The following is a 23,540-nucleotide window of genomic DNA, read 5'->3' as shown; positions in this document are numbered from 1 at the left end:
CCACGGATCTCGACGAGCAGTCGGCGGCGCTGCGCTCCCGGTTGGCGGGCAAGCGAATGCTCATCGTCCTGGACAACGCCGCCCGCCCCGGCCAGATCCGTCCGGTGCTGCCCGGCGACCCCGGCTGCGCCGTTCTGGTCACGAGCCGGGACGCGTTGCGCGGGCTCGTCGAGCAGCCGGGCGCCAGCCGCGTGCACGTCGGCGGCCTCACCCCGGCCGAGTCGAACACGTTGCTGGCCCGCATCCTCGGCGACGAGGCCGTCCGCAACGAGCCGGCCGCCGCCGCCGAACTGGCCGAGCTGTGCACACATCTGCCGCTGGCGCTGCGCATCGCCGCCGCGAACATGATCGACGACGAGCACCCGCGCCTGGCCGAGCAGCTGGGCCGGCTGCGCGAGGGCAACCGGCTGGCCGCGCTGGCCGCCGACGGGGACGAGACGGTGACCGTCCGGGCCGCGTTCGACCTTTCTTATGAGGCGCTGGCCGAACCGGCCAAGCGCGCCTTCCGTCTGGTCGGCCTCGCGCCGTGCCAGGACCTCACGCCGGAGGCGATGGCGCCGCTCGCCGACTGCGCGCCGCACCAGGCCCGCCGCCTGCTCGACCAGCTCGCCGCCGCGAACCTGGTGCAGCAGTTGGGCCCCGGCCGCTACCAGGCGTACGACCTGCTCCGCGTCTACGCCCACGAGCGGGCGCTGGCCGAGCCGGAGGACCAGGCGCTGGCCCGGCTTCAGACCTATTACCTCCATGTCGTCGCGGAAGCGGCCGATCTGCTCGGGCCCGAGGTGCCCAGCCTGGTGCCGCTGCCGCCGCGCCAGGGACCGACCCGGTTCGACGATCGCGACGAGGCGCTGGACTGGATGACCGCGGAGCTGCCCAACCTGGTGCCGCTGATCCAGCAGGGCCGGGGGGAGATCGTCTGGCAGCTGGTGGATTCGCTGCGTGGCTTCTTCTACGCCCAGCGGCTGGCCACCGAATGGCAGCTCGTCACCCAGGCCGGCCTCGGCGCCGCGGCCGTGGCCGCCGACGAGGTCGCCGAGGCGGCGATGCGCTACAACCGGGCCGCCCTGGACTGGAGCCGCGGCCGGGCCAACGAGGCCGCCGACGGCTTCGCCCGCGCCCTGGAGGTGTTCCGCCGCACGGGACTGCGCGTCGGCGAGTACTCGGCGCTGACCAACCTGGCCATCGCCCTGTCCGAAATGGGCGATCTTGACGGTGCCGCCACCCGGTTCGCCGACGCGCTGGCCCTGGCCGAGAACGAGCCGACCCGGCTGGCCCCGGTGCTGTTCAACCTGGGCCTGGTGCAGGTCAGCCTGGGTGAGACCGACGAGGGCTTCAGCTACCTGGCCCGGGCCCGGGCCATCTGCGCCGAGCTGGGCATCGAGCACGGCGAGGTGAACTGCCTCAACAACCTGCTCAACTTCAGCCGGCACATGGGCCGGTTCGAGGCCGTCGAGGAGTACTTCGAGCGCGGCGTGGCGATGAGCAGGCGGCTGGGCAACCAGGAGAGCGAGTCCGGGCTGTTCAACGCGATGGCCCTGGTGCGGCTGGACTTCGGCCGTCAGGACGAGGCCGAGCGGATGGCCGCCACCGCCTTGGAGCTGGCCGACTCGCCGAGCATGTTCCGCTCCCGCATCGACGCGCTGAACACCCTCGGCGACGTCGCGCTGGTCGGCGACCGTCCGGCCGAGGCGATCGAGCACTACCGGCAGGCGCTGGACCTGAGCCGCCAGCGGGACCTGCGGTTCGGCGAGGTCGAGGCGTTGATCGGCCTGACGTACGCGATGCGCGACAACTCCCGCGCGCTGGCCCACGCCGTCGAGGCGGTCGAGCTGACCGCCCGGCACGAGCTGAGGCTGTGTGAGGGACGGGCGCTCCTCGCCCAGGCGCACGTGCATCTGCGCCGGGAGGAAACCGAAGCGGCGATCGACTTCGCCGAACGGGCGGTGGCGCTGCTGCGCAAGACCGGACTGCGGCTGTGGTGGCCGCGGGCGCTGGTCGTGCTCGCCGCCGCGCACCGGGCCGCGGGCGACGCGGCGACGGCCGATCGGCACGACGCCGAGGCCACATGGCTGCTGGGCGTGATGGGACTCGCGCCGTCCTCGAACTAGACTCGACGCTTCCCCGGTGGGAAGTTCCATTTTCGCTAGTCGGCACCGCGCGACGCTCCTAGGCTGAACAACAACTGCACGGCCGAGAGGAGGCGGGCATGTCCACCGACATGCGCTTCCGCATCCTCGGACCGCTGGAGGTCTCGCTGGCCGGGCGGCCGGTGCCGATCCGCGCGGCCAAGCACCGGACCCTGCTGGCCAGCCTGCTGCTGAGGGCCAATCGGGTGGTTCCGGTGGACGCGCTCGTGGAGCGGCTGTGGGCGGGCAACCCGCCGGCCCGGGCCCGCGGCACCCTCCAGACCTACGTGCTGCGGCTGCGGCAGACCCTCGGCGACCCGGCCCTGGTCCGCACCGCGCCGGAGGGCTACTACATCGACGTGCCGCCGGGATCGGTGGATCTGGAGCGGTTCCGCGAGCTGTCCGACGAGGGCACGCGCGCCGGCGACGCCGGCGACCTGACCGCCGCGGCCGCCGCGCTGGACGAGGCGCTCCAGCTCTGGCGCGGCGCCCCGCTGGCCGACGTGCCGTCGGAGGAGCTCCAGCGCAACGTCGTCCCGCAGCTGGTCGAGCAGCACCTCCAGGTGTTGGAACGGCGCATCGACATCGACCTCCAGCGCGGCCGGCACCAGGTGCTGATCGCCGAGTTGCAGTCGTTGACGGCCAAGCACCCCACGCGCGAGCCGTTCTGGGGCCAGCTGATGCTGGCCCTGCACCGCAGCGGCCGGCAGGCCGACGCGCTCGCCGCCTACCGGGGCGTGGCCGGCTATCTGGCCGACGAGCTGGGCATCGACCCCGGCGAGCCGCTGCGCCGGCTGCACCAGGCCATGCTGCGCAACGATCCCGAGCTGATCGCCCCGGTGGCCACGGGCGAGGCGCGGCCGGTGGTCGTGCCGTCGCAGCTGCCGGCCGACATCGCCGACTTCGTCGGCCGCGAGGAGCTCATCGACGAACTGGTCGCCCGGTTCCGGCTCGGCACGCCGGAAGGGCCGGTCGCCGTGATGGGGCCGCCCGGTGTCGGCAAGACGGCCTTCGTCGTCCACCTCGCCCACCGGCTGCGACCGCGCTTTCCGGACGGGCAGCTCTACGCCAACCTGCGCGGCTACGCCCTCGGCCCCGCACTGAGCACCGCTCAGGTGTTGTCCCGGTTCCTGCGGGCGATGGGTGTGCCGCCGGAGCAGATCCCGATCGACGTCGAGCACCAGGCGGCGACCTTCCGCGCCCTCGTCCACGGCAAGCGGATCCTGATCGTGCTGGACAACGCCGCCGCGGCCGACCAGATCCGGTCGTTGCTGCCGCCGCCCGACGGCTGCGCGGTGCTCGTGACCAGCCGCAACGACCTGCGCAACCGCTTGCCCCACGTCGAGACCGTGCTGCTGGAGCCTCTCACGCCGGCCGAGTCCAGACAGCTGCTCAGCGCGGTGCTCGGGCCCGACCTCAAGGACGTCCCGGCGTCGACGGAGCTGGCCCGGCTGTGCGCGTACCTGCCGCTGGCCCTGCGCATCGCCGCCGCCAACCTGGCCAAGTCGCCGCCGTCCGGGCTGGCCGACTACGTGGCCGAGCTCCGCAACGGCAACCGGCTGTCGGCGTTGAGCATCGCCGGCGACGAGGGCACCGCCGTGCGCGCCGCCTTCGACCTTTCCTATACGACGCTGCAACCGCGGGCCCGTGAGCTGTTCCGGTTGCTGGGCCTCGTGCCGGGGCCGGACTTCACGCCGCAGGCCGCCGCCGCGCTGATGTCCACCGATGCCGTCGACGCCGCCGAGCTCCTCGACCAGCTCGCCGCCGTGCACCTCGTGCAGCCGGGGCAGCCGGGCCGCTTCCAGTTCCACGACCTGATCCGCCTCTACGCCGCGCAGCGTGAGCACGAGGAGAACACCCGCACGGAGCGGGACATCGTGGTGAAGCGGCTGCTCGACCACTACCTGTCCGGCGCGATCGGCGCTGCCCATGTGGCGTACCGGGATCTGGTGCGGCTGGTCGTCGGCAAGCAGCGGGGCCTGGCCTTCGCCACCGAGCCCGACGCGTTGGCGTGGCTGGATGCCGAGCGGCTCAACCTGATCGCCGCCTTCGGCTACGCGGCCCGGCACCACCTGGCCGACCACGCCGTGCGCCTCGCCGACGCTCTGCGCGGGTATTTCCTTGCGCACCAATACAACGTGGACTGGTTCGCCACCGCCTCGACCGCCGTCACGGTGGCCCGGCGGGCCGGGGACCGCCGCGGCGAGGCGGCGATGCTGTTCAACCTCGGCACCGCGCAGTGGAACATGGACCGGCAGGAGGAGGCGATCGACAGCTTCCTCGCCGCCGCCGAGATCTTCCGTGAGCTCGGGGCCGACGACGGGGCCGCGGCCTCGCTCAACAACGCCGGCAACTCCCATCTGGAGCTGGGCCAGTTCGACGAGGCCGCCGGCTACTTCGATGAGGCGCTGACCTTGGCCAAGCGGTCCGGGCTGCGCGACGTCGAGGTCATCGGGCAGGCCAACATCGGCTTCGTGCTGCTGGAGCTCGGGCGGCTCGGCGAGGCCATCGAGCACTGCCGGCGGTCCATCGAGCTGTGCCGGGCGGCCGGCCTGCGGCACTGCGAGGCCCACAGCGTCGCCAACCTCGGCGCGGCCCTGTTGGAACGCGGCCACCCGATGGAAGCGATCGAGCAGCTCACCACCGCGCTGGCGATGTTCCGGGCCATGGGCGAGGTCACCGCCGGGCTGGAAGTGTTGCACCGCCTGGCAACCGCGTACCAGATGACGGCACGGCTTGAGCCCGCGCTGGAGTTGGCCCGGGAGGCCCTGGACAGCGCCCGCCGCACCGGCAGCCGCCGCGCGCAGGCGATGAGCCTGTCGGCGCTGGGCCTGACCCTGCACATGGCCGGCAAGTTCCCCGAGGCCATGCGGTGCTTCGACGAGGCGCTGGGCATGCTGGACGAGGTCAGGCACATGCGGACCCGGCTGTGGGTGCTGATCGGGGCGTCGATGGCGATGATCCCCGTCGGCCGGCTGGAGGAGGCGCTGGCCATCGGCCGCCGCGCCCTCGAACTCGCCGCCCCGCTGCCGCTCTACCGGGCCCGCGCGCAGTTGTTGTTGGCGCACTTGCTGATCGCCCGTCGCGGGGAGCAGGACATGGCCGACGCCTACGCGTATGCGGTGCAGGCACGGGAGATCTTCCAGACCGCCGGCAACCCCAGCGGCTCCGCCTGGTCCCTGCACGTGATGGCCCAGGTGCGCAAGCACCGTGGCGAAACCGAGGCCGCCGACCAGCTCAACCGCGAGGCCCTGCGCACCATCGACGGCCGCGCCTGGACGGATCAGATCCGCGCCGCGATCACGGCCTGACGGCCGCCACGAAGCGCCCTTCCCGAACTCCGAGTAGCGGAATGGTCCGTTCCGAACCTCGGATCGACCGGTCAGCCGCCGGCGAAGGGCGGCAGGACGTCGAGCTCAAGGCCGTCAGCGACCGGAATCCTGGTGTCCCGCACGGCAATTCCGTCCAGCAGCAGGCTGGAGGCGGTGAGCACGCGGGCCAGTCCCTCGCCGTGCCGGTCCCGCACCAGCCGCAGCACGTCGTCCACAGTGGACTCGGGCGGCAGGCTCAGCTGCTCGTCGCCGACGCCGGCCGCCGCCTTGGCGCCGGCGAAGTAGCGGATGGTCAACACCACGCGGTCAGCCTCCGATCGCGCTCATCGGACGGTCCGGCTGCGCGAACCCGTCGTCGTTGATGCCGTGCCCCTTGGCCTTGCCCCACATCGCGATCCGCCACAGCCGCGCGAGCTCCTCGTCGGAGGCGCCGTCACGCATCGGGCCGCGCAGGTCGGTCTCGGTGGTGGCGAACAGGCAGGTCCGCAGCGCCCCGTCGGCGGTCAGCCGGGTCCGGTCGCAGGCCGCGCAGAACGGCCTGGTCACCGACGCGATCACGCCGACCGTGGCCGGGCCGCCGTCGACCAGCCAGCGCTCGGCCGGCGCCGCGCCGCGGGCGGTGGGCTCGGGAGTGAGCGTGAACCGGGTGCTCAACCGGTCGAGGATCTCCTCGGCGGTGATCATCTTCGCGCGGTCCCACTCGTGCTGGGCGTCCAGCGGCATCTGCTCGATGAACCGCAGCTGGTAGCCGTGGTCGAGGCAGAACTGGAGCAGGTCCGGGGCCTCGTCCTCGTTCACGCCGCGCATCAGCACGGTGTTGACCTTCACCGGTCGCAGCCCGGCGTCGTGGGCGGCGGCCAGGCCTTCGAGCACGTCGTCGAGGCGGTCGCGGCGGGTGATCGTCGCGAACCGGTCCGACCGAAGTGTGTCGAGGGACACATTGATGCGGTCCAGTCCGGCCAGGGCCAACTGGTGGGCCTTGCGGGCCAACGACACCGCGTTGGTCGTCAGGGACATGCGGGGCCGCGGGCGCAGTTCCGCCGCGGCCGCGAGGATTTGCGGCAAATCCTTACGCAGCAGCGGTTCCCCGCCGGTGAAGCGGAGCTCCCGCACGCCGAGAAGGTCGACCGCGACGCGAATGAGCCGGATCAGCTCGGTCCCGGTCAGCAGGTCGCCGCTCGGCAGCCACTCCAGACCCTCGGCCGGCATGCAGTACGTGCACCGCAGATTGCACCGGTCCGTGAGTGAAACCCGCAGGTCAGTGGCCACGCGGCCGTAGGAGTCGATCAAGTCCGGCCGATCGGGACGCGTCGAGGCGTCAGGGGTGCTCCGCACGCCTGGAATTCCTAGCTCGACGGGTGCCATCACGATCAGGGTAGTCGCTGGAAGCCCTAGGCTGGACCGTCGCGGAACGGACGTTCGGCGGTTACGATGTCTTCTGGGCCGAGTGTCTTAGCAAGTAAGCGGGTGATGGCGAATGTCGGAGACGGCCGAGGCCAGGGCGGTCTATCCGGTCAGCGACGAGGAGCTGGAGCGGTTCTCGTGGCTGGGTCGGGACAGCAGCCTGGTGACGGTGATGTTCCATGCGCGCATCGCCGAGCAGCTCGGGCTGTCCGCCACCGACCACAAGTGCCTCGACCTCGCCGCCCGCAGCGGCCAGCCGATGACCGCCGGGCGCATCGCCGAGCTGTCCGGGCTGTCCACCGGCGCGGTCACCGGCGTCATCGACCGGCTGGAGCGCGCCGGCTACGTCCGCCGCGTCCGCGACCCGCACGACCGGCGCAAGGTGCTGGTCGAGGTCACCCTCAGCGCGCAGGACCCGGAGCGGTTCAGCGTGCTGTTCAAGGGTGTGTCCGAGATGATGGCCCGGATCCTCGCCCACTACACGCCCGAGCAGCGTGAACTGCTCTTCGCGTACGGCAGCGAGGTGCTGGCCGAGATGCGCAAGGAAGTCACCCGGGTCGGCGAGAAGGACTGACCTTCCGGTCCGTTCGATCCGCTCGGGTCGCGAATCCGCATCTGCGGCCCGTTACCTCTTTTCGTGCCGCACCGGCGGAGTTAATCTCGGCGCGTGACTCGACCTGACCCGCCCACCTACCGGGTGTCCGAGGCCGCCGTGCTGCTCGGCGTGAGCGATGACACCGTGCGTCGCTGGCTGGACGCCGGGCAGCTCACCGCCGGGGTCGACGCCGCCGGCCGCAAGGTCGTCGACGGCGCCGAGCTGGCCGTGTTCGCCCGCGCCCAGGCCACCGCCGTGCCCGACCCGTCCGGGGTGGGCCGCTCGGCCCGCAACCGGTTCGTCGGCCTGGTCACCGAGATCGTCGAGGACAAGGTCATGGCCCAGGTCGAGATCCAGAGCGGGCCGCACCGAGTGGTGTCGCTGATGAGCACGGAGGCGGTCCGCGAACTCGGGCTGACCCCCGGCATGCTCGCGGTGGCCGTGGTCAAGTCCACCCAGGTGATCATCGAAACGCCGGGAGGCATGTCGTGAGGAAACTCGTCGTCGCCATCGGGTCGGCCGCGTTGCTGCTGACCGCGTGCGGTGGTGGGCAGACGGCCGCGGCCCCGTCCACCACCAGCTCGGCCCCGAAGGAGTCGGGCACCCTCACCGTGCTCGCCGCCGCTTCGGGGATCCCTCTTCAACAAGATCAAGGCCGACTTCGAGTCGGCCACCCCGGCGTCACCGTCAAGCTCACCTTCGACGGCTCGTCCACGCTGGTGCAGCAGATCGCCAACGGCGCGCAGGCCGACGTGTTCGCCTCGGCCGACCAGGCCAACATGGACAAGGTCACCAAGGCCTCGCTCAACGACGGCACGCCGCAGCTGTTCGCCCGCAACAAGCTGGCGATCGCGGTCCCGCCGAGCAACCCCAAGAACATCGCCACCTTCGCCGACCTGGCCAAGCCCGGCGTCGTGGTCGTCGTCTGCGCGGACGCCGTGCCCTGTGGCGCGGCCGCGCTGAAGGTCGAGGCGGCCACCGGCGTCACCATCAGCCCGGCCAGCAAGGAAACCGCCGTCACCGGCGTGCTGTCCAAGGTGGAGTCCGGCGACGCCGACGCGGGCCTGGTCTACCTGACCGACGTCAACTCGGCCGGCAGCAAGGTGAAGGGCGTGCCCTTCCCCGAGGCCGACAAGGCGATCAACGACTACCCGATCACCGCGCTGCGCAACGCCCCGCAGTCCGCGCTGGCCAAGGAGTTCGTCGAGTTCGTGCGCGGCGAGCAGGGCCGCAAGGAACTCACCGCGGTGGGCTTCCAGGTTCCGTGAGACGGTCCGTCCCCGTCCTGCTGTGGGTGCCGGCCGCGCTGGCCCTGGCCCTGGTCGTGCTGCCGGTCATCGGACTGGTGGCCCGCAGCGACCTCGGCCGGCTGCCCGAGCTGGTGACCAGCCCGACCGCACTGGAGGCCCTGTGGCTCTCGGTGCGGACGGGCGCGGCCGCCACCCTGCTGTCGTTGTTGTTCGGCGGTCCGCTCGCGGTCGTGCTGGCCCGCGGGCGGCTGCCGGGGCTTCGGCTGTTGCGGGCCATTGTGCTGCTGCCGCTCGTGCTTCCGCCCGTCGTCGGCGGCCTGGCCCTGCTGTACCTGTTGGGGCGTAACGGCTTCGGCGGTCAGGTCCTGGCGGTGTTCGGGGTGCGGCTGCCGTTCACCACGGCCGCGGTGATCATCGCGCAGACGTTCGTCGCCATGCCGTTCCTGGTGATCGGTCTTGAGGGCGCGCTGCGGACTGCCGGTGAGCGCTACGAGGCCGTCGCCGCGACGCTCGGGGCCGCGCCGTGGACGGTGTTCCGGCGGGTGACCGTGCCGTTGTTGTTGCCCTCCTTGGGTTCTTCGCTGGTGTTGGCCTTCGCCCGGTCGTTGGGGGAGTTCGGGGCCACGATCACCTTCGCCGGCAACCTTGAGGGCACCACCCAGACCCTGCCGCTGCTGGTCTACGTGCAGTCCCAGTCCGATGTGGACGCCGCCGTCGCCGTGTCGCTGTTGTTGGTGGTGCTGGCCGTCGTGGTGATCGCCGTTGCTCGGCCTCGTTCGATCGAGGGCCGGCTATGACGCTCGACCTGGACATCACCGTTCGCCGCGACTCCTTCGCCCTGTCGCTTGAGCTCTCCGTCGCCGCTGGCGAAGTCGTTGCGGTGCTTGGGCGAAACGGGGCCGGCAAGTCCACCCTGCTGTCGGCGCTGGCCGGGCTGCTGCGCCCCGACTCCGGTCGGATCACGCTGGCCGGCCGGGTGCTGACCGACGCCTCCACCGGCGTGCACGTGCCGCCTCACCGGCGTGGCATCGGTTTGCTGGCCCAGGATCCGCTGCTTTTCCCGCACATGACCGTGGCCGCCAATGTCGCCTTCGGACCTCGCTCTCGGGGCATTTCCCGTACCGACTCGGCGGCGTTGGTGACGCGGTTGCTGTCCGATGTGGACGCCGCCGAGTTCGCCGCCCGCCGCCCCGGTCAGCTTTCCGGCGGGCAGGCCCAGCGGGTCGCCGTCGCCCGGGCGTTGGCGTCCGAGCCGGAGCTGCTGCTGCTCGACGAACCCTTTGCCGCACTCGACGTCGACGCCGCTCCTGCCCTGCGCGCCATGCTCCGGCGGGTGCTGCGGGACTCCGGCCGCACGGCCCTGCTCGTCACCCATGATCCGCTGGACGCCCTCGTCCTGGCCGACCGCGTGGTCGTGCTGTCCGGCGGGGAGATCGTCGAACAGGGCGAGACCCGGGCCGTGCTCTCGCGCCCCCGGACCGCCTTCACCGCCCGCATCGCCGGCCTCGACCTCGTTTCCGGCGTCTTCGGGCCGTCCGGGCTGGTCGTCGGCGACTTCGTGATCAGCGGCCACGTGCCCGCACCCATCGACGAGGGCACCCTGGCCGTCGCCGTCTTCGCCCCCTCCGCCGTCGCCGTGCACGTCTCGCCGCCCGCCGGCAGCCCCCGGAACGTGTTCGGGGCCGTCGTCGGCGGCCTTGAGCCCCACGGCGACCTCATCCGGCTGCGTGTCGCTCGTAGCGTGGACGGCCCATCCTGGGTGGAGGGCCTCGCCGCCGACCTCACCGCCGCCGCCGTCGCCGACCTGGGCCTGGAGCCCGGCGTCCGGGTCTGGCTGGCCGTCAAGGCCGCCGAAGTGGCCCTGCACCCCGTCGCCGGGGGATCATGAGGGCATGGTCTGGAACTACCTGATGGACATGGATGGTGTGCTGGTCCACGAGGAGCACATCATCCCCGGCGCCGACCAGTTCCTCGCGGAGCTGCGGGACCAGGACATCCCGTTCATGCTGCTGACCAACAACTCCATCTACACCCCCCGTGACCTGCGGGCCCGGCTGCTGCGGACCGGCCTGGACGTGCCCGAGTCGTCCATCTGGACCTCGGCGCTGGCCACCGCCAAGTTCCTCGACACCCAGCGCCCCGGCGGCGCCGCCTACGTCATCGGCGAGGCCGGGCTCACCACCGCCCTGCACTCCATCGGCTACGTGCTGACCGACACCGACCCGGACTACGTCGTGCTCGGCGAGACCCGGACCTACAGCTTCGAGGCCATCACCAAGGCCATTCGGCTGGTCGACGGCGGCGCTCGGTTCATCGCCACCAACCCCGACGAGAGCGGTCCCAGCCGGGAGGGCCTGCTGCCCGCCACCGGCTCCGTCGCCGCGCTGATCGCCCGGGCCACCGGCCGTGAGCCCTATTTCGTTGGCAAGCCCAACCCCTTGATGATGCGTTCCGCGCTGCGGGCCATCGGCGCCCACTCCGAGAGCACCCTCATGATCGGCGACCGGATGGACACCGACGTCCGCTCCGGTCTCGAGGCCGGCCTGCAGACCATTCTGGTCCTTTCCGGCATTTCCGGCGCCGACACCGCCGAGCGCTTCCCCTACCGGCCCACCCTCGTGATCGACTCCATCGCCGACCTCGTCGGCCGCGGCGCCGACCCGTTCAAGCGCGATTAGTCACCCTGCGTGATCACCCGTTCGCGGACAGCTGGAAACCATGAATCCGCAGCTCACGGAGATCATTTCGATACGCTCCGGTGACCGGGCTGGTCGGCGGGCAGGGGGGTGGACCGCCTATCGTCTCTCACCGTGGGCGACGACGAACGTGACGAGTCGGTGTTCGTGGTCGGTGATGTCCATGGCCACCTCTCCGAGCTCATCACCGCATTGCACGATGCCGGCCTGACCACCCCCGAGGGGCAGTGGTCCGGCGGCCGGCACCGCCTGTGGTTCCTCGGCGACTTCGTCGACCGCGGCCCCGACGGCATCGGCGTCATCGAGCTCGTCATGCGCCTGGCCGACCAGGCCGACCGGGCCGGCGGCTTCGTCGGCTCCCTCCTGGGCAACCACGAGGTGCTCCTGCTCGGCATGCACCTGTTCGGCGACACCCCCGTGCCCTCCGACTACGGCTTCCGCAGCTTCGCCCGCTCCTGGCACCTCAACGGCGGTCAGCTGTCCGACCAGACCCGCCTCACCGACCGGCACGTGCGCTGGCTCACCGACCGCCCCGTCGCCGTCGTCGTCGACGACCACCTGCTCCTGCACTCCGACACCACCGCCTACCTCTCGTGGGGCGATTCCGTCGAGGAGATCAACTCCGCCGTCCGCGCCATCCTCCACGGCCAGGACCTCACCTCCTGGTGGGACTGCTGGCACAAGATGACCACCCGCTTCGCCTTCCGCGGCGCCACCGGCGCCCAGACCGCCGACGAGATCATGGGCAAGTTCGGCGGCCAGCGCATCGTGCACGGCCACAGCATCATCGCCGACCAGCTCGGCATCGAGCCCGAGCAGGTCGACGGCCCCCTGTCCTACGCCGACGGCAAGGTCCTCGCCGTCGACGGCGGCCTCTTCGACGGCGGCCCCTGCCTGGTCGTGGAGCTCTAGCTTTTCCGGCCCTGGCGATGCTAACCGGCTAGGGGTGTTTGCGGGCGTGCGTGCGTTTTGTGCCCTATCCACCCCGTCCGGGCCTGCTGGCGGTGTTTGGTTGCAGGGCAAAAGCTATGAGATCTTCCCCCGCCCTCGCCCCGTGGTGGCTCCAGGGGTTGCGGAGATGTGAGCCGTGCTCTCCTTCTAAAGGTGGCTGGCCACCGCCACGTGTGGGCACTCTCCGTAATCGATCTTTGACATTTGGTGACCCTGGCGCACGTCGCGACATAAGGATATTGTTATAGTCACTGAGCGTGGGACGTGGAACTTGTCGACGAGGTAGCTGCCTGGCTGTTGGCACCTGCTCGAACCGACCCTGAAACAGCTGACCAGGTGGAAGCGGCGATCGACGTCCTGGCCGAGGAGGGGCCGAGTTTGGGTCGACCACTGGTGGATCGGGTCAAGGGCTCGGCGGTTCATAACATGAAGGAGCTGCGGCCGGGTTCCAGTGGAGCGACCGAGATGAGGATCCTGTTCGTCTTCGATCCCGTTCGTCGGGCTGTCCTGCTGGTGGCCGGGGACAAGTCAGGGGACTGGCGCGGTTGGTACAGGAAGGCCGTCCTGCTGGCCGAAAAGCGTTACGCGGAGCACCTTGCGACGACAAAGGACGAGGAGGGCTGAGAAATGGCTCGCTCCTGGAAGGAAGTCAAGGCTGACAAGGCGGCCATCGACCAGGCCAACGGCCGCGATGTCGACGCTGCGCGGGCCACCGCGCGAAACAGGGTCGAGGCGTATGTGCTGGGGTTTCGGCTCGGCCAGCTTCGCGAGCAGGCCCGCGTCACCCAGACGGAGCTTGCTCGCCGCATGGGGGTCAGCCAGCCGCGGGTCAGCCAGCTGGAGCAGGGAGACCTGAACCAGCTGACAGTGGACACGGTTCGCCGGTACGCGGAGGCTCTCGGCGGTCAGCTGAAGATTGTTGTCGACTTCGAGGACCACGATGTGACTGTCTCCACCAGCGAGGTGGACTGCGAGCACGTGTCCGCCTGACTAGGTCACGGTCCCCGGGCATGATCCCGCTGAGGGCGGTTCAGGCGCGTGTGTGTCTTGTGCCCCACCCGCCCGCCCACTGCGAACTATCGGCCCGTACCCGGTCCGACCACGGCGTTGTGGACAACGAGGGAGCCGGGGAGGGTTGTCCACAGCACCCCCGCTCGGGGGTGGCAGTGGTCCGCGTCACAGGCGAGGATGGGCCACATGGTCGCACTGCCTGCATACGCCTCGGGAACCTCGGATGTGCCGCTGCTCGGCGACACGATCGGCGACAACCTGGACCGGACGGTGGAGCGGTTCGGGGAGCGGGATGCGCTGGTGGAGTGCGCGTCGGGCCGCAGGTGGACGTACGCGGAGCTGGCGGCGGACGTGGATGCGGTGGCGCTGGGGTTGCAAGGCCTGGGCGTGGCCAAGGGCGACCGGGTGGGCATCTGGGCGCCGAACTGCGCGGAGTGGGTGCTGACGCAGTACGCGACGGCGAAGATCGGGGCGATTCTGGTCAACATCAACCCGGCCTATCGGGTGCACGAGCTGGAGTTCGTGCTGAACCAGGCCGAGGTGGGCACGCTGGTGGCGACGCCGGCGTTCAAGACGTCGGACTACGAGGCGATGATCGCCGAGGTGCGGCCGAACTGCCCGAAGCTGCGGACGGTGCTGCTGATCGGGCGTCCGGAGTGGACGGACGTGCTGGAGAGCGGCCGGCGGGGAGACCGGAGCGGGCTCAAGGAGATCAGGCTCTCGCCGGACGACCCGATCAACATCCAGTACACCTCGGGCACAACGGGCTTCCCGAAGGGTGCGACGCTGTCGCACCACAACATCCTGAACAACGGATACTTCGTGGGCGAGCTGTGCGGGTACACGGAACAGGACCGGGTGTGCATCCCGGTTCCCTTCTACCACTGCTTCGGCATGGTGATGGGAAACCTGGGCGCGACAACGCATGGGTCCTGCATGGTGGTGCCGGCGCAGGCGTTCGACGCGAAGTCCACATTGGACGCGGTGCAGGCGGAGCGGTGCACCTCGCTCTACGGGGTGCCGACGATGTTCATCGCGGAGCTGGCGCTGCCGGACTTCGCCGACTACGACCTGTCCAGCCTGCGCACGGGCATCATGGCCGGCTCGCCGTGCCCGGTCGAGGTCATGAAGCAGGTGATCGACCGCATGGGCATGACGGAGGTGACCATCTGCTACGGCATGACGGAAACCTCGCCGGTGTCCACGCAGACTCGGGCGGACGACTCGCTGGTCCGCCGGGTGGCCACGGTCGGCCGGGTGCATCCGCACCTGGAGGTCAAGATCGTCGACCCGGCAACGGGTCTGACGGCGGCCCGCGGCGAGCAGGGGGAGCTGTGCACGCGCGGCTACTCGGTGATGGTCGGCTACTGGGCCCAGCCGGACAAGACGGCGGAGGCGATCGACGCGGCCCGCTGGATGCACACGGGCGACCTCGCGGTGATGGACGACGACGGGTACGTGGCGATCACCGGCCGGATCAAGGACATGGTCATCCGCGGCGGCGAGAACATCTACCCGCGCGAGGTGGAGGAATTCCTCTACACACACCCGGACGTGCTGGACGCACAGGTGATCGGGGTGCCGGACGACCGCTACGGCGAAGAGCTGATGGCCTGGATCCGGATGCGCCCGGGCGCTGAGCCGATCACCGCCGAGCAGGTCCGCGACTACTGCACGGGCAAGCTCGCGCACTACAAGATTCCCCGCTACGTGCACGTGGTCGACGAGTTCCCGATGACGGTGACGGGCAAGATCCGCAAGGTGGAGATGCGGGAACGGGCGTCGGAGATCCTCCGGGCGAACCAGACGAACGGCGGGTAGTCAGGCGCACATACCGTGTCGGTATGGTTACGCGGCGCCATCCGATGTGAGGAGCCGCCATGAGGCCACGCGCCCTGATCCGCATAGCCGCCGGTGTCGCCGCACTGCTGCTCGTCGGGACGGCCTCCGCGGCCGCCGGCGACGACACGCCCGTGATGTGGCGGGTGCCCATCAGCGGGAACCAAGCCGGCCAACTGGTCGCCGCCGGCTTCGACGTCGCCGAGACCGGGGCCGAGGGCGTCGCCTACGTCACCGGCACCCGCCAGACCGCGCAGTCGTTGCGGGACATGGGATATCGCCCCACCCAGTACGACACGATCTACAAGGACCTGGCCCCGCAGCAGCAACAGCCGCGGGCCCTGGCCAACACCTTCTACGGCGGCTACCGGTCCGTGCCGGACCAGGAGCAGCACCTGGCCCAGGTCGCCGGCGCGCACCCCGATCTCGCCACGGTGTACGACATCGGCGACTCGTGGCTGAAGAGCAAGGGCAAGGGCGGCCACGACATCGAGGCCATCTGCCTGACCAAGAAGAAGTCGGGCGACTGCACGCTGAGCACGACCTCGCCCAAGCCGAAGTTCACGCTCATGGCCCAGATCCACGCCCGCGAGATCGCCACCGGCGAGCTGGCCCAGCGCTGGATCGACTACCTGGTCAACGGCTACGGCACGGACAGCACGGCGACGTCCATTCTGGACACCACCGAGATCTGGGTCATCCCGATCGCCAACCCGGACGGCACGGACGTGGTCGCCTCGGGCGGCAACTCGCCGAAGATGCAGCGCAAGAACGTGGACAACACCCACGGCTCGTGCACCGGCACGAACATCGGCATCGATCTGAACCGCAACTCCACCTACAAGTGGGGCGGCGACTCGAACCAGGGCTGCGCCGAGACGTACCAGGGCCCGAGCAAGGGCAGCGAGCCCGAGGTGACCTCGCTGGAGAAGTTCTTCCGCGCCATCTACCCGGTGCAGCGCGGCACGGGTGACAACGACCCGGCGCCGGTGACCGCCCGCGGCACGATGATCACGCTGCACAGCTACGGCAACGACATCATCGTGCCCTGGGGCTACACCGAGAAGACCTCGCCCAACGACGCGCAGCTGCGGGCGTTGGGCAAGAAGATGGCCGCCTCCAACGGTTACGTCGTCGACACCAACGGCGGCACGGTCGGCTACGAGACGTCCGGCACCACCGACGACTTCACCTACGGCGTGCTCGGCGTGGCCAGCTTCACCATCGAGGTCGGCCCGTCCAGCGGTAACTGCGGCGGCTTCTTCCCGAAGTTCTCCTGCCTGGACAGCACCTTCTGGCCGCAGATGAAGGGCGCCTTCACGGCGGCGGCGCAGGCGGCCGCGGCCCCGTACAAGCAGTAAGTCGCCCTGTCGACAAAGCGGCCCCCGGCGACGCGCCGGGGGCCGTTCACTGTCCGATGTGGAATGATCACCCTATCTAGCGATACAGGCGCAGCTGCTCTCACGGCGGGAGTACACCATGATCACGGTGTGACTCATCGGGATCTGCCCGCCAGCGGTCGAGGGTGCTTTGCCGCGGTCATGATCGCGCCCATCGCCGCCTTCGCCGGTCTGACCGCGCTCACCACACTGCTGAACGCGCCGGACGAGGCCACCGGTCCGGCGTTGTTCGGGCTGCCGCATCCGACCAGGGCCAGCCAGACCATGCCGATGGACACCGAGGCGCAGCAGCAGCCTGACACCACGATCGCCGAGCAGCCGCTGGCCCTGCACAAGCCGGCGGCCGCTGCCAAACAGTCCGGCCAGGGCCCGAGCAGTGCGGTTATGGTGCCTTCGACGGTTGTCGCGTCGTCGGTGACCAGGGCCGTCACGCCGGACACGCCGTGCGTGGGGCCGACAACGCCGGTCACGACGCCGAGCGTCACGACCTCGTCGCCCGTCCCGACAACAACAAAGACAACGACAACAACCACGGCGACAACGGCGACGGCTAGCACAACAACAACTGCGCCGCCGCCGACGACGACCACGGTAATTGTGGCGCCGACAACAACAACGACGACGTCACCGAGTAATACCCGTGTGCCCCAGTGAGTACCGGCCCGGCTGCGGCCACACGCACAGGCCGTGCGGCTGGTTGCCGGCCGGGATCTTCTTCAGCAGCGATCCGTCCTTTGTGGACAAAACGTAGATCATCCGGTCGTAGCGCCCGGACAGCCACAGCTGCGAGCCGTCCGCGGTCACGTTGCCCATGTCCGGGCTGCCCCCGCCGGGAATACGCCACTTGGTCTGCTCGGCGCCGGTGTAGGAGTCGAGCACGCTGACCGAGCCCTCGTGCCGGTTGGTGACGTACAACTGCTTGGCGTCACGGGAAAGGTAGAGCCCGTGCGCGCCACCGCCGGTCGGAATGAAGCGCTGCACCTTGGTCGCCGCGCCGTCGAGCACCCACAGGCCGTTGGCGTCCGAGTCGGCGATGTAGTAGACGGAGCCGTCCGGGGCGAGCTTGATGTCCTGCGGCCCCATGACGGTGTGCCGCTGCGGCATGTCGATCATGCGGAGCAGGTGGTGCGACGCGATGTCGATGACCGCGACCCGGCCGGCGAACTCGCACGTGAACACCGCGACGCGGCCGTCCGGGCTGAAGTCGGCGTGGTCGATGCCGGCGCAGTCCGGCACGGCGGTCTCGTCCTGCTTCTGCCACGTGTGCGGGTCGTACCAGACCAGCTTGCGCAGGCGCTCGGCCACCGAGATGGCGAACTTGCCGTCCGGCGTGAAGTACATGTTGTACGGGTCGATGACCGGGATCTTCGCGCCCGGCAGGCCGGTCCTGGGATCGAACGGCAGCAGGTGGTCGCCCTGGTCGTCCGTGGCGTACAGGGTGCGCATGTCGTACGAGGGCACCACATGCTGAAGCTCCTTGCCGGCCGGGTACTTGGCGACGACCGCGAACGTCGTCGGGTCGATCACCCACACGTCGCCGGAACCGCTGTGCGGCACGTAGACCAGCGGCTTGTCCTGTTTGACCGTGTCCAGCACCATGTTGGCGCCTGCGTTGGCGTACACGTTGTGCAGGTCGGTCACCGGCGGCATGCCGGCCAGACCGTCCACAAGGGACTGGGGCGTGGTCGACGTCGGCGGTGGCGTGGTGGTGGTCGTTTTCGTCGTGGTGGTGGGCGGAGGTTCCTCGGCGGCGGGGGCCGACGAACAAGCGGTCAGCGCGGCGATGCATGCGAGCGCGAGCAGCGCCCGTCCGGCAGGGGAAGGCAACTTCTCACCTCAGCAGTTCGGCCGCGGTGACCGGGGTCAGTCCCCGGGCGGCGAGATCGGTCAGGATGCCGGGCAGCGCCTGCACGGTGCCGGGGTGGCCCAGATGCATGCTCACCACGCTGCCCGCCTTGGCGGCGCCGGCCGCCCGCCGGATCGCGGCCGCGCCGGGATCCGTCCAGTCCAGCGAGTCCACGTCGTAGGACAGGGTCCGGGCGTAGCCGGCGGTTCCGGCCGCCGCCAGCTCGCGCGCGGTGGCGTGCTGTCCCTGCGACTGGCGGAAGAACACGCCCGGCGTTCCGGCCACCGTGGACAGTGCGTCCCGGCATCGTTCGATCTCGGTCAGCATCGGGCCCGGCTGGTAGCGCTCCAGGTCCGGATGGCTCCACGTGTGGTTGCCCAGCTCGTGCCCGCCGTCGCGGACCATGCGCGCGCCGTCCGGGGTCGAGGTCAGCCAGGTGCCGACGGCAAACACCGTGATCTTGGCGTTATTTTTGGCCAGCAGCGCCAAAACCTGGCGGGTGATCTCCAGCGGGCCGTCGCCGTGGAAGGTCAGCGCGACCTCGGGACGGCCGCTCGACGCCCGCACCACCTCGACCGCCGGGCCGCCCGGGGCGACGGTGGTCGTCGTGGTGGCTGTCGTGGTCGTGACCGGCGGCGTCGTGGTGGTCGAACGCGTGGTCGCGCTGGGGGAGGGAGCGGCGGTCGGGGGTCCGGCGCACCCGGCCAGGGCGGTGGTCGCGGCGATTCCGAGCGCGGCTCGACGAGAGATACGCCGGGTCACGAAGCAAGTATGGCCAGTGCCACGTTGAGCGTGATCACGACCCCGGCGATCAGCCCTGCTAGGACGGCCGTATGCGCGCCGTCCAAGGAATTCCCGTCCGCCACGAAGGCGGGGCCGACTAACACCGCCCGGCCGCGCAGGCGGGACGCGATCGACACCATTGCCGCAACCAACAGCCCGGGAAGGGCTAGACCCAAGGCCGTGTAGTTAGGCGGTTGTGGTGATCGTCAAGCGTCTGCCGGTGTCAGGATGTCGATGCTCAGGGTGGCCTTATAGCTGGTCCGGTCGATATTGGGTCCTCTGGCCTGGTGTTTGGAGATGGCGCGTTTGACGATGCGGGGGCAGACCCGGAGCCGTCGGACCGGCATGAGGTGGGCCAGGACGTGCCGGCCGATCGTGCCGACCAGGTCGATGACGGTGCCGGCGATGACGTTCGCGGCCTGGATCACCTGGTCGCGGGAGGTCTGATAGGCGATGGTGAAGCTGGCCCGGTCCGGATCGGTATCCGGTCGGGTGCTGGTCGCGTCGGCCATGGCGGTGCGGAGCAGGTGGTAGGTGACGAGCAGGGCGTAGATCTCCTGCTCGATGCCGACCGGGGTGCGGGCGCGGAGCACCCGGCCACCCAGGATGGTGGATTTCAGCTCCAGGTAAGCGGTTTCGATCTCCCATCGCTGGTGGTAGAGCCGGATCAACTCGGCCGCCGGGTAGTCGTGGGGGTCGAGCAGGGTGGTGGTCAGCCGGTAGATCCCGGTGTGCCGGCCGGCGGTGGTGGCGATGGTGATCTCGCACTCGATGACGCGCACTCGCAGGCCGCCCAGGATTGAGAGGTAGGAGCCGTCTCGGTAGCGGGTCAGGATCGGCATCGTGCGGCCGTTTTTCAGGCGTACCAGCAGATCGGCGCCGGTGGTGGCGATCTGGGCGAGCAGGCCGGCGGCGCCGAAGTTGCGGTCGCCCAACAGGATCATGCCGGCGTGCAGGCTGCGCAGCAGCTGTGGTGTGTAGGTGGTCTCGCCGATGGTGGTCGGGCCGAACACCGCGTCGATCACGCTGCGGGTGCCACACGCGAGCAACGCGACCAGCCGGATCTGGGGGTAGCCGGCGCCGCCGTGGTTGCCCCGCTGCTTGGTGAACCGGGTGAGCATGCGGGGGTTGTCGGGCACGGTCAGGGTGGTGCCGTCGATCGCGCAGACCAGCAGTCCGCGCCAGCGGGTTCCGGGAGCTCGGCCGGTGGTGGCGGGGCCACGGAGCAGGTCGAACAGCCACCGCAGGGGTGCGGCACCGACCCTCTGGCGGGCGGTGGCCAGTCCGCTGGCGGTGGGGGTGGCGGTGGGCAGGCCGTCCAGGGCGGCGGTCAGCTTGCGCCAAACACCGGAGTATCCGACCTCGGGGAACAGGCAGGCGGCCAGGAGCAGGTAGACCACCACCCGGGAGGGCAGGTCCCGCAGGCGGTGTTGGGTGGTGCGGGTGGCGGTCAGGGCCTCGTCGATCATCTCGAACGGGAGGTGTTGGGTGAGTTCACCGAGGTGGCCGGGCGCGTATCGGCCCCCGGCCACGGTGATCGCGCGGGTGATGGAAGACTGGGTGTCCAACGGAGTTTCTGCTGTCTGGTGATCTTGGTCGACACCGTTCTAGCAGGAACTCCGTTGCCCTTTTCAGCGGGCTGGACATCCGCGCCCAACCCTTAACTTCACGGCCTTGGGGCTAGACCTGCGCCAGGGTCGCCGCGTCCTCGTCGCCGAACTGCTCCTCCAGCCGTTCCGGCGTGTAGTCCAGGTCGATCCGGGCCACGTCCGCGCCGCGAGCAGACTCGATCGCGCCGAGCCGGCGCTGCGCGCGATCGCCGGCGTAGCCGACGAACTCGGTGACCTCCAGGTCGAAGGCGCTCTGGTCGACGTGATCGAGAACCCACTGGATGGCGTTGAGCGCGTGCGGCACCAGCTCGCCCATGCGCTGCGTGACGACATCCCAGTTGGCGTCGTCGGCGGCGACGTGGCGGCGGCAGGTGAAGGTGCCCCAGGCCATGTGCCGGCGCTCGTCGTCACCGATGCGGCGGACCAGCTCCTGCATGCCGGGCAGGATGCCGCGGCTCTTGCACACCTTGTTCCACGCGTAATAGCCGGTCAGCGCCAGCGTGCCCTCGACCACGTGGTTGTAGGTGACGCTGGCCTTGATCTGCGCCGCCGGGCTGTGGTCGTGCTCCAGCTTCTGGAGGGCCTCGGGCAGCTCCTCGCAGAAGATCGTGCGGTAGCCCGGGTTGTCGGCGACGTAGGCGTGCAGGTCCTCGGTCAGGCCGACGGCGTCCATCCAGCGGCGGAAAACCTCGGTGTGCCGGGCCTCCTCGAAGGCGAACTGGGTGAGATACATCTCGTCGCCCATGCGGCCCTCCGCCGCCATCGCCCGCATGAACGGCTGGATGTCCTCGGTGACCGCCTCCTCGCCGGCGACGAACATCGCCACCAGGTAGGTGGCGTTCTCCCGCTGCGCCTCGGTGAGTTCGGCCCAGTCGCGGGCGTCCTGCGTGAAGTCGATGTCCGCCGGGTTCCAGAACCTGGTGTTGCCCTTGGCGAACAGGCGCAGCGGCAGGTGGTCCCAGTCGAAACGGCCTTGGAGGGAGTGGAATCCGGTCCGGCGCTGATCAGTCATCGGGGGCCTCCGGGATCAGTCGGCACATCAGGGCGGTGATCGTGGCGACGGCCTCGTCGACCGTGCCGGTCGGTGTCAGCAGGTGGCTGACCGTGAGGCGCATGCCGGTCTCGGCGAGCAGGCGGATCTCTTCGTCCGGCAGCCATGGCAGGCGTGGGCGCCACAGCTGCGTGAGCAGGTCGACGGCCGGCATGAGCACCGGCTGCCCCTTCGTGGTCAGCAACGGCAGCAGGTCTTCCGCGTCTGTGCCCGTGAGGATGGCGTTGACCAGGCGGTTCTCCGTCGCGTGGACCAGCGTGTGCCGCGCGGCCGCCGTGATGCCGGTGGCGAGGTCCGGCGCTTCGGTCACGCGCTGGGCCACGCCTTCCAGGAAGTCCTCGACGGTGTGCGCCGCGACCGCGGTGACCAGCGCTTCCTTGGTGCCGAACTCGTTGTGCACCGTCTGTCGGCTCACGCCCGTCCTGGCCGCGACATCCGCCATCCGCAGCCCTTTGACGCCCCGTTCGGCCAGCAGTTCGGCCGCCGCGTCCAGCAGCTGTGCCCGCAGCGACTCCCGTACCCGCTCGGTGAACGGTGTGACCTGGTTCACTTCTTCAGCTTGACATTCGCGGGCCCGATGTCAAGTGCTTGGACGTATTAACCGCTGGTGTCAACAGCTAGGGTGCGAAGCGTGGCACTCACCGTCGGATTCGACCTGGACATGACCCTCATCGACGCCCGGCCCGGTGTGGCCGCCGCCATCGACCAGGTCGGCGCCGAGTTCGGCGTCGCCCTCTCCGGCTCCGACTTCGCCTCCCGGCTCGGGCCGCCGCTGCAGGACATGTTCCGCGACGCCGGCATGGACGAGGCGATCATCCCCGCGCTGATGGACCGCTACCGGGCGCTGTATCCCACCGTCGTCATCGCCACCACCGTCGCCCTGCCCGGCGCCGAGGCCGCCATGGCCGCCGTCCGTGCCCTGGACGGCCGGGTCCTCGTGATCACCGGCAAGTACGAGCCCAACGCCCGCCTGCACGTCGAGGCCCTCGGCTGGTCCGTCGACCACCTCCGCGGCGAGCTCTGGTCCGCCGGCAAGGGCGCCGTGCTGCGTGAACAGGGCGCCGCCGTCTACGTCGGCGACCACATCGGCGACGTCCAGGGCGCCCTTGCCGCCGACGCCGTGCCCGTCGCCGTCACCACCGGCCCCTGTTCCCGTGAGGACCTTGTCGATGCCGGCGCCGAGGTGGTGCTGACCAGCCTGGAGCAGTTCCCGGCGTGGCTGGCCGACAACGCCGACCGCTTCGCCGAGCCCATCGCCGGCTGACTACGCCTCCGGCGTGCGGCGGCGGTTCTGGAGGAAAACGGCGACCAGGCCGAGGGCGAGGCCGAGCGGGGTGAGCACGACACCGGCCAGGTTGAGCCACAGGGGCAGGTCGCGGGCGCCGCTGGCGTAGAGGGCGAAGACCACGGCCAGCGCCACCAGGCCGAGCGCGAAGACCACCATGGACAGCGGCATCAGCTTGGTGCCGGGCGCGGAGCTCGTCATGCCGTCAGCGTAACTCGACCGGGCCCCAGGGCCGTCGCCGATGCCCTACCCTTGAGGTTCGCGCCCAGGGCACGTGGTCCCCGGGCGCGTTCGTTGTGTGCAGGGAGAGGTGAGGACAGTGCCGACCGGCAGGGTCAAGTGGTACGACACGGAAAAGGGA

23 protein-coding genes are annotated in these 23,540 nt (G+C 70.2%); 15 read left to right on the top strand and 8 right to left on the bottom strand.

Going from position 1 to position 23,540, the window contains the following annotated elements; genetic code table 11:
* The coding region (locus KUTG_RS23615) for a tetratricopeptide repeat protein (protein WP_198047286.1) at positions 1–2,108 on the top strand (2,108 nt) is incomplete at its 5' end.
* Between the two features lie 98 nt (positions 2,109–2,206).
* Entirely contained in the window at positions 2,207–5,437 is a 3,231-nt protein-coding gene (locus KUTG_RS23610; protein WP_052395311.1) for an AfsR/SARP family transcriptional regulator, read from the top strand.
* Between the two features lie 71 nt (positions 5,438–5,508).
* Here the strand turns inward: KUTG_RS23610 and KUTG_RS23605 are convergent, their stop codons facing one another.
* Positions 5,509–5,760 (bottom strand): MoaD/ThiS family protein, encoded by a 252-nt coding sequence (locus KUTG_RS23605; RefSeq protein ID WP_043719626.1) that lies wholly within the window; start codon positions 5,758–5,760, stop codon positions 5,509–5,511.
* Between the two features lie 4 nt (positions 5,761–5,764).
* Positions 5,765–6,823 carry a GTP 3',8-cyclase MoaA gene (gene moaA / locus KUTG_RS23600; protein ID WP_043719625.1) on the bottom strand — a complete coding sequence of 353 codons (1,059 nt, stop codon included), beginning with the start codon at positions 6,821–6,823 and terminating at the stop codon, positions 5,765–5,767.
* Between the two features lie 112 nt (positions 6,824–6,935).
* On the opposite strand from moaA, the gene KUTG_RS23595 reads away from it, so the two are divergent.
* From KUTG_RS23595 to KUTG_RS58875, 12 genes are all read left to right on the top strand, one after another.
* The gene (locus tag KUTG_RS23595; RefSeq protein WP_043719622.1) at positions 6,936–7,436 is read left to right on the top strand and encodes a MarR family winged helix-turn-helix transcriptional regulator; all 501 of its coding nucleotides are present in this window, start codon (positions 6,936–6,938) and stop codon (positions 7,434–7,436) included.
* Positions 7,437–7,559: 123 nt separating this feature from the next.
* Positions 7,560–7,949 (top strand): TOBE domain-containing protein, encoded by a 390-nt coding sequence (locus KUTG_RS23590; protein ID WP_043730400.1) that lies wholly within the window; start codon positions 7,560–7,562, stop codon positions 7,947–7,949.
* Positions 7,946–8,725 carry a molybdate ABC transporter substrate-binding protein gene (modA, locus tag KUTG_RS23585; protein ID WP_043719619.1) on the top strand — a complete coding sequence of 260 codons (780 nt, stop codon included), beginning with the start codon at positions 7,946–7,948 and terminating at the stop codon, positions 8,723–8,725. The genes KUTG_RS23590 and modA overlap by 4 nt, the downstream gene beginning before the upstream one ends.
* A complete protein-coding gene (locus tag KUTG_RS23580) occupies positions 8,722–9,504 on the top strand; it encodes an ABC transporter permease (protein ID WP_043719618.1) in 783 nt (260 codons plus the stop codon). The genes modA and KUTG_RS23580 overlap by 4 nt, the downstream gene beginning before the upstream one ends.
* Positions 9,501–10,595, top strand: coding sequence for a sulfate/molybdate ABC transporter ATP-binding protein (locus KUTG_RS23575; RefSeq protein ID WP_043719616.1), 1,095 nt, complete (start codon positions 9,501–9,503; stop codon positions 10,593–10,595). The genes KUTG_RS23580 and KUTG_RS23575 overlap by 4 nt, the downstream gene beginning before the upstream one ends.
* Before the next feature lie 4 nt (positions 10,596–10,599).
* Positions 10,600–11,385 (top strand): HAD-IIA family hydrolase, encoded by a 786-nt coding sequence (locus tag KUTG_RS23570; RefSeq protein WP_043719615.1) that lies wholly within the window; start codon positions 10,600–10,602, stop codon positions 11,383–11,385.
* Between the two features lie 132 nt (positions 11,386–11,517).
* The gene (locus KUTG_RS23565) at positions 11,518–12,315 is read left to right on the top strand and encodes a metallophosphoesterase (RefSeq protein WP_043719614.1); all 798 of its coding nucleotides are present in this window, start codon (positions 11,518–11,520) and stop codon (positions 12,313–12,315) included.
* A 303-nt stretch (positions 12,316–12,618) separates the two neighbouring features.
* Positions 12,619–12,978, top strand: a complete 360-nt coding sequence (locus KUTG_RS23560) for a type II toxin-antitoxin system RelE/ParE family toxin (RefSeq protein ID WP_052395310.1) — start codon at positions 12,619–12,621, stop codon at positions 12,976–12,978.
* Positions 12,979–12,981: 3 nt separating this feature from the next.
* Positions 12,982–13,344, top strand: a complete 363-nt coding sequence (locus tag KUTG_RS23555) for a helix-turn-helix domain-containing protein (RefSeq protein ID WP_043719612.1) — start codon at positions 12,982–12,984, stop codon at positions 13,342–13,344.
* Between the two features lie 198 nt (positions 13,345–13,542).
* Complete coding sequence (locus tag KUTG_RS23550) at positions 13,543–15,186, top strand: AMP-binding protein (RefSeq protein ID WP_043719610.1); 1,644 nt, start codon at positions 13,543–13,545, stop codon at positions 15,184–15,186.
* Positions 15,187–15,245: 59 nt separating this feature from the next.
* A complete protein-coding gene (locus tag KUTG_RS23545; RefSeq protein ID WP_043719608.1) occupies positions 15,246–16,565 on the top strand; it encodes a M14 family zinc carboxypeptidase in 1,320 nt (439 codons plus the stop codon).
* Between the two features lie 180 nt (positions 16,566–16,745).
* Positions 16,746–17,258, top strand: coding sequence for a hypothetical protein (locus KUTG_RS58875; protein ID WP_157494722.1), 513 nt, complete (start codon positions 16,746–16,748; stop codon positions 17,256–17,258).
* On the opposite strand, the gene KUTG_RS23535 is transcribed toward KUTG_RS58875, so the two are convergent.
* The 5 genes from KUTG_RS23535 to KUTG_RS23515 form a co-directional block, all read right to left on the bottom strand.
* Positions 17,229–18,431, bottom strand: a complete 1,203-nt coding sequence (locus tag KUTG_RS23535; RefSeq protein ID WP_232240911.1) for a YVTN family beta-propeller repeat protein — start codon at positions 18,429–18,431, stop codon at positions 17,229–17,231. The genes KUTG_RS58875 and KUTG_RS23535 overlap by 30 nt on opposite strands.
* Before the next feature lie 4 nt (positions 18,432–18,435).
* Positions 18,436–19,212: a polysaccharide deacetylase family protein gene (locus KUTG_RS23530; RefSeq protein ID WP_043719602.1), complete on the bottom strand. Its 777-nt coding sequence runs from the start codon at positions 19,210–19,212 to the stop codon at positions 18,436–18,438.
* 227 nt (positions 19,213–19,439) lie between these two features.
* Positions 19,440–20,801: an IS4 family transposase gene (locus tag KUTG_RS23525; protein WP_043719583.1), complete on the bottom strand. Its 1,362-nt coding sequence runs from the start codon at positions 20,799–20,801 to the stop codon at positions 19,440–19,442.
* Positions 20,802–20,913: 112 nt separating this feature from the next.
* On the bottom strand, positions 20,914–21,855 hold the full coding sequence (locus KUTG_RS23520) for a R2-like ligand-binding oxidase (protein ID WP_043719600.1): 942 nt from the start codon (positions 21,853–21,855) through the stop codon (positions 20,914–20,916).
* Entirely contained in the window at positions 21,848–22,444 is a 597-nt protein-coding gene (locus KUTG_RS23515) for a TetR/AcrR family transcriptional regulator (RefSeq protein ID WP_043719597.1), read from the bottom strand. The genes KUTG_RS23520 and KUTG_RS23515 overlap by 8 nt, the downstream gene beginning before the upstream one ends.
* A gap of 81 nt (positions 22,445–22,525) precedes the next feature.
* Here KUTG_RS23515 and KUTG_RS23510 point away from each other — a divergent pair, with 81 nt between their 5' ends.
* On the top strand, positions 22,526–23,158 hold the full coding sequence (locus KUTG_RS23510) for an HAD family hydrolase (protein ID WP_157494721.1): 633 nt from the start codon (positions 22,526–22,528) through the stop codon (positions 23,156–23,158).
* Here KUTG_RS23510 and KUTG_RS23505 read toward each other — a convergent pair whose 3' ends face one another.
* Complete coding sequence (locus KUTG_RS23505) at positions 23,159–23,380, bottom strand: hypothetical protein (RefSeq protein ID WP_043719595.1); 222 nt, start codon at positions 23,378–23,380, stop codon at positions 23,159–23,161.
* Positions 23,381–23,540 lie beyond the last annotated feature (160 nt).

It is taken from the genome of Kutzneria sp. 744, assembly GCF_000568255.1.
Lineage (GTDB): Bacteria > Actinomycetota > Actinomycetes > Mycobacteriales > Pseudonocardiaceae > Kutzneria.
Note: the sequence above shows the minus strand (reverse complement) of the source record. Positions and strands in the feature narration are given on the sequence as shown.

Coding starts and splice junctions, on each gene's coding strand:
- KUTG_RS23570 (WP_043719615.1), top strand. CDS start 10,600: ATGGTCTGGAACTACCTGATGGACATGGATGGTGTGCTGGTCCACGAG.
- KUTG_RS23575 (WP_043719616.1), top strand. CDS start 9,501: ATGACGCTCGACCTGGACATCACCGTTCGCCGCGACTCCTTCGCCCTG.
- KUTG_RS23545 (WP_043719608.1), top strand. CDS start 15,246: ATGAGGCCACGCGCCCTGATCCGCATAGCCGCCGGTGTCGCCGCACTG.
- KUTG_RS23610 (WP_052395311.1), top strand. CDS start 2,207: ATGTCCACCGACATGCGCTTCCGCATCCTCGGACCGCTGGAGGTCTCG.
- KUTG_RS23550 (WP_043719610.1), top strand. CDS start 13,543: ATGGGCCACATGGTCGCACTGCCTGCATACGCCTCGGGAACCTCGGAT.
- KUTG_RS23555 (WP_043719612.1), top strand. CDS start 12,982: ATGGCTCGCTCCTGGAAGGAAGTCAAGGCTGACAAGGCGGCCATCGAC.
- KUTG_RS23520 (WP_043719600.1), bottom strand. CDS start 21,855: ATGACTGATCAGCGCCGGACCGGATTCCACTCCCTCCAAGGCCGTTTC.
- moaA (WP_043719625.1), bottom strand. CDS start 6,823: ATGGCACCCGTCGAGCTAGGAATTCCAGGCGTGCGGAGCACCCCTGAC.
- KUTG_RS58875 (WP_157494722.1), top strand. CDS start 16,746: ATGATCGCGCCCATCGCCGCCTTCGCCGGTCTGACCGCGCTCACCACA.
- KUTG_RS23505 (WP_043719595.1), bottom strand. CDS start 23,380: ATGACGAGCTCCGCGCCCGGCACCAAGCTGATGCCGCTGTCCATGGTG.
- KUTG_RS23595 (WP_043719622.1), top strand. CDS start 6,936: ATGTCGGAGACGGCCGAGGCCAGGGCGGTCTATCCGGTCAGCGACGAG.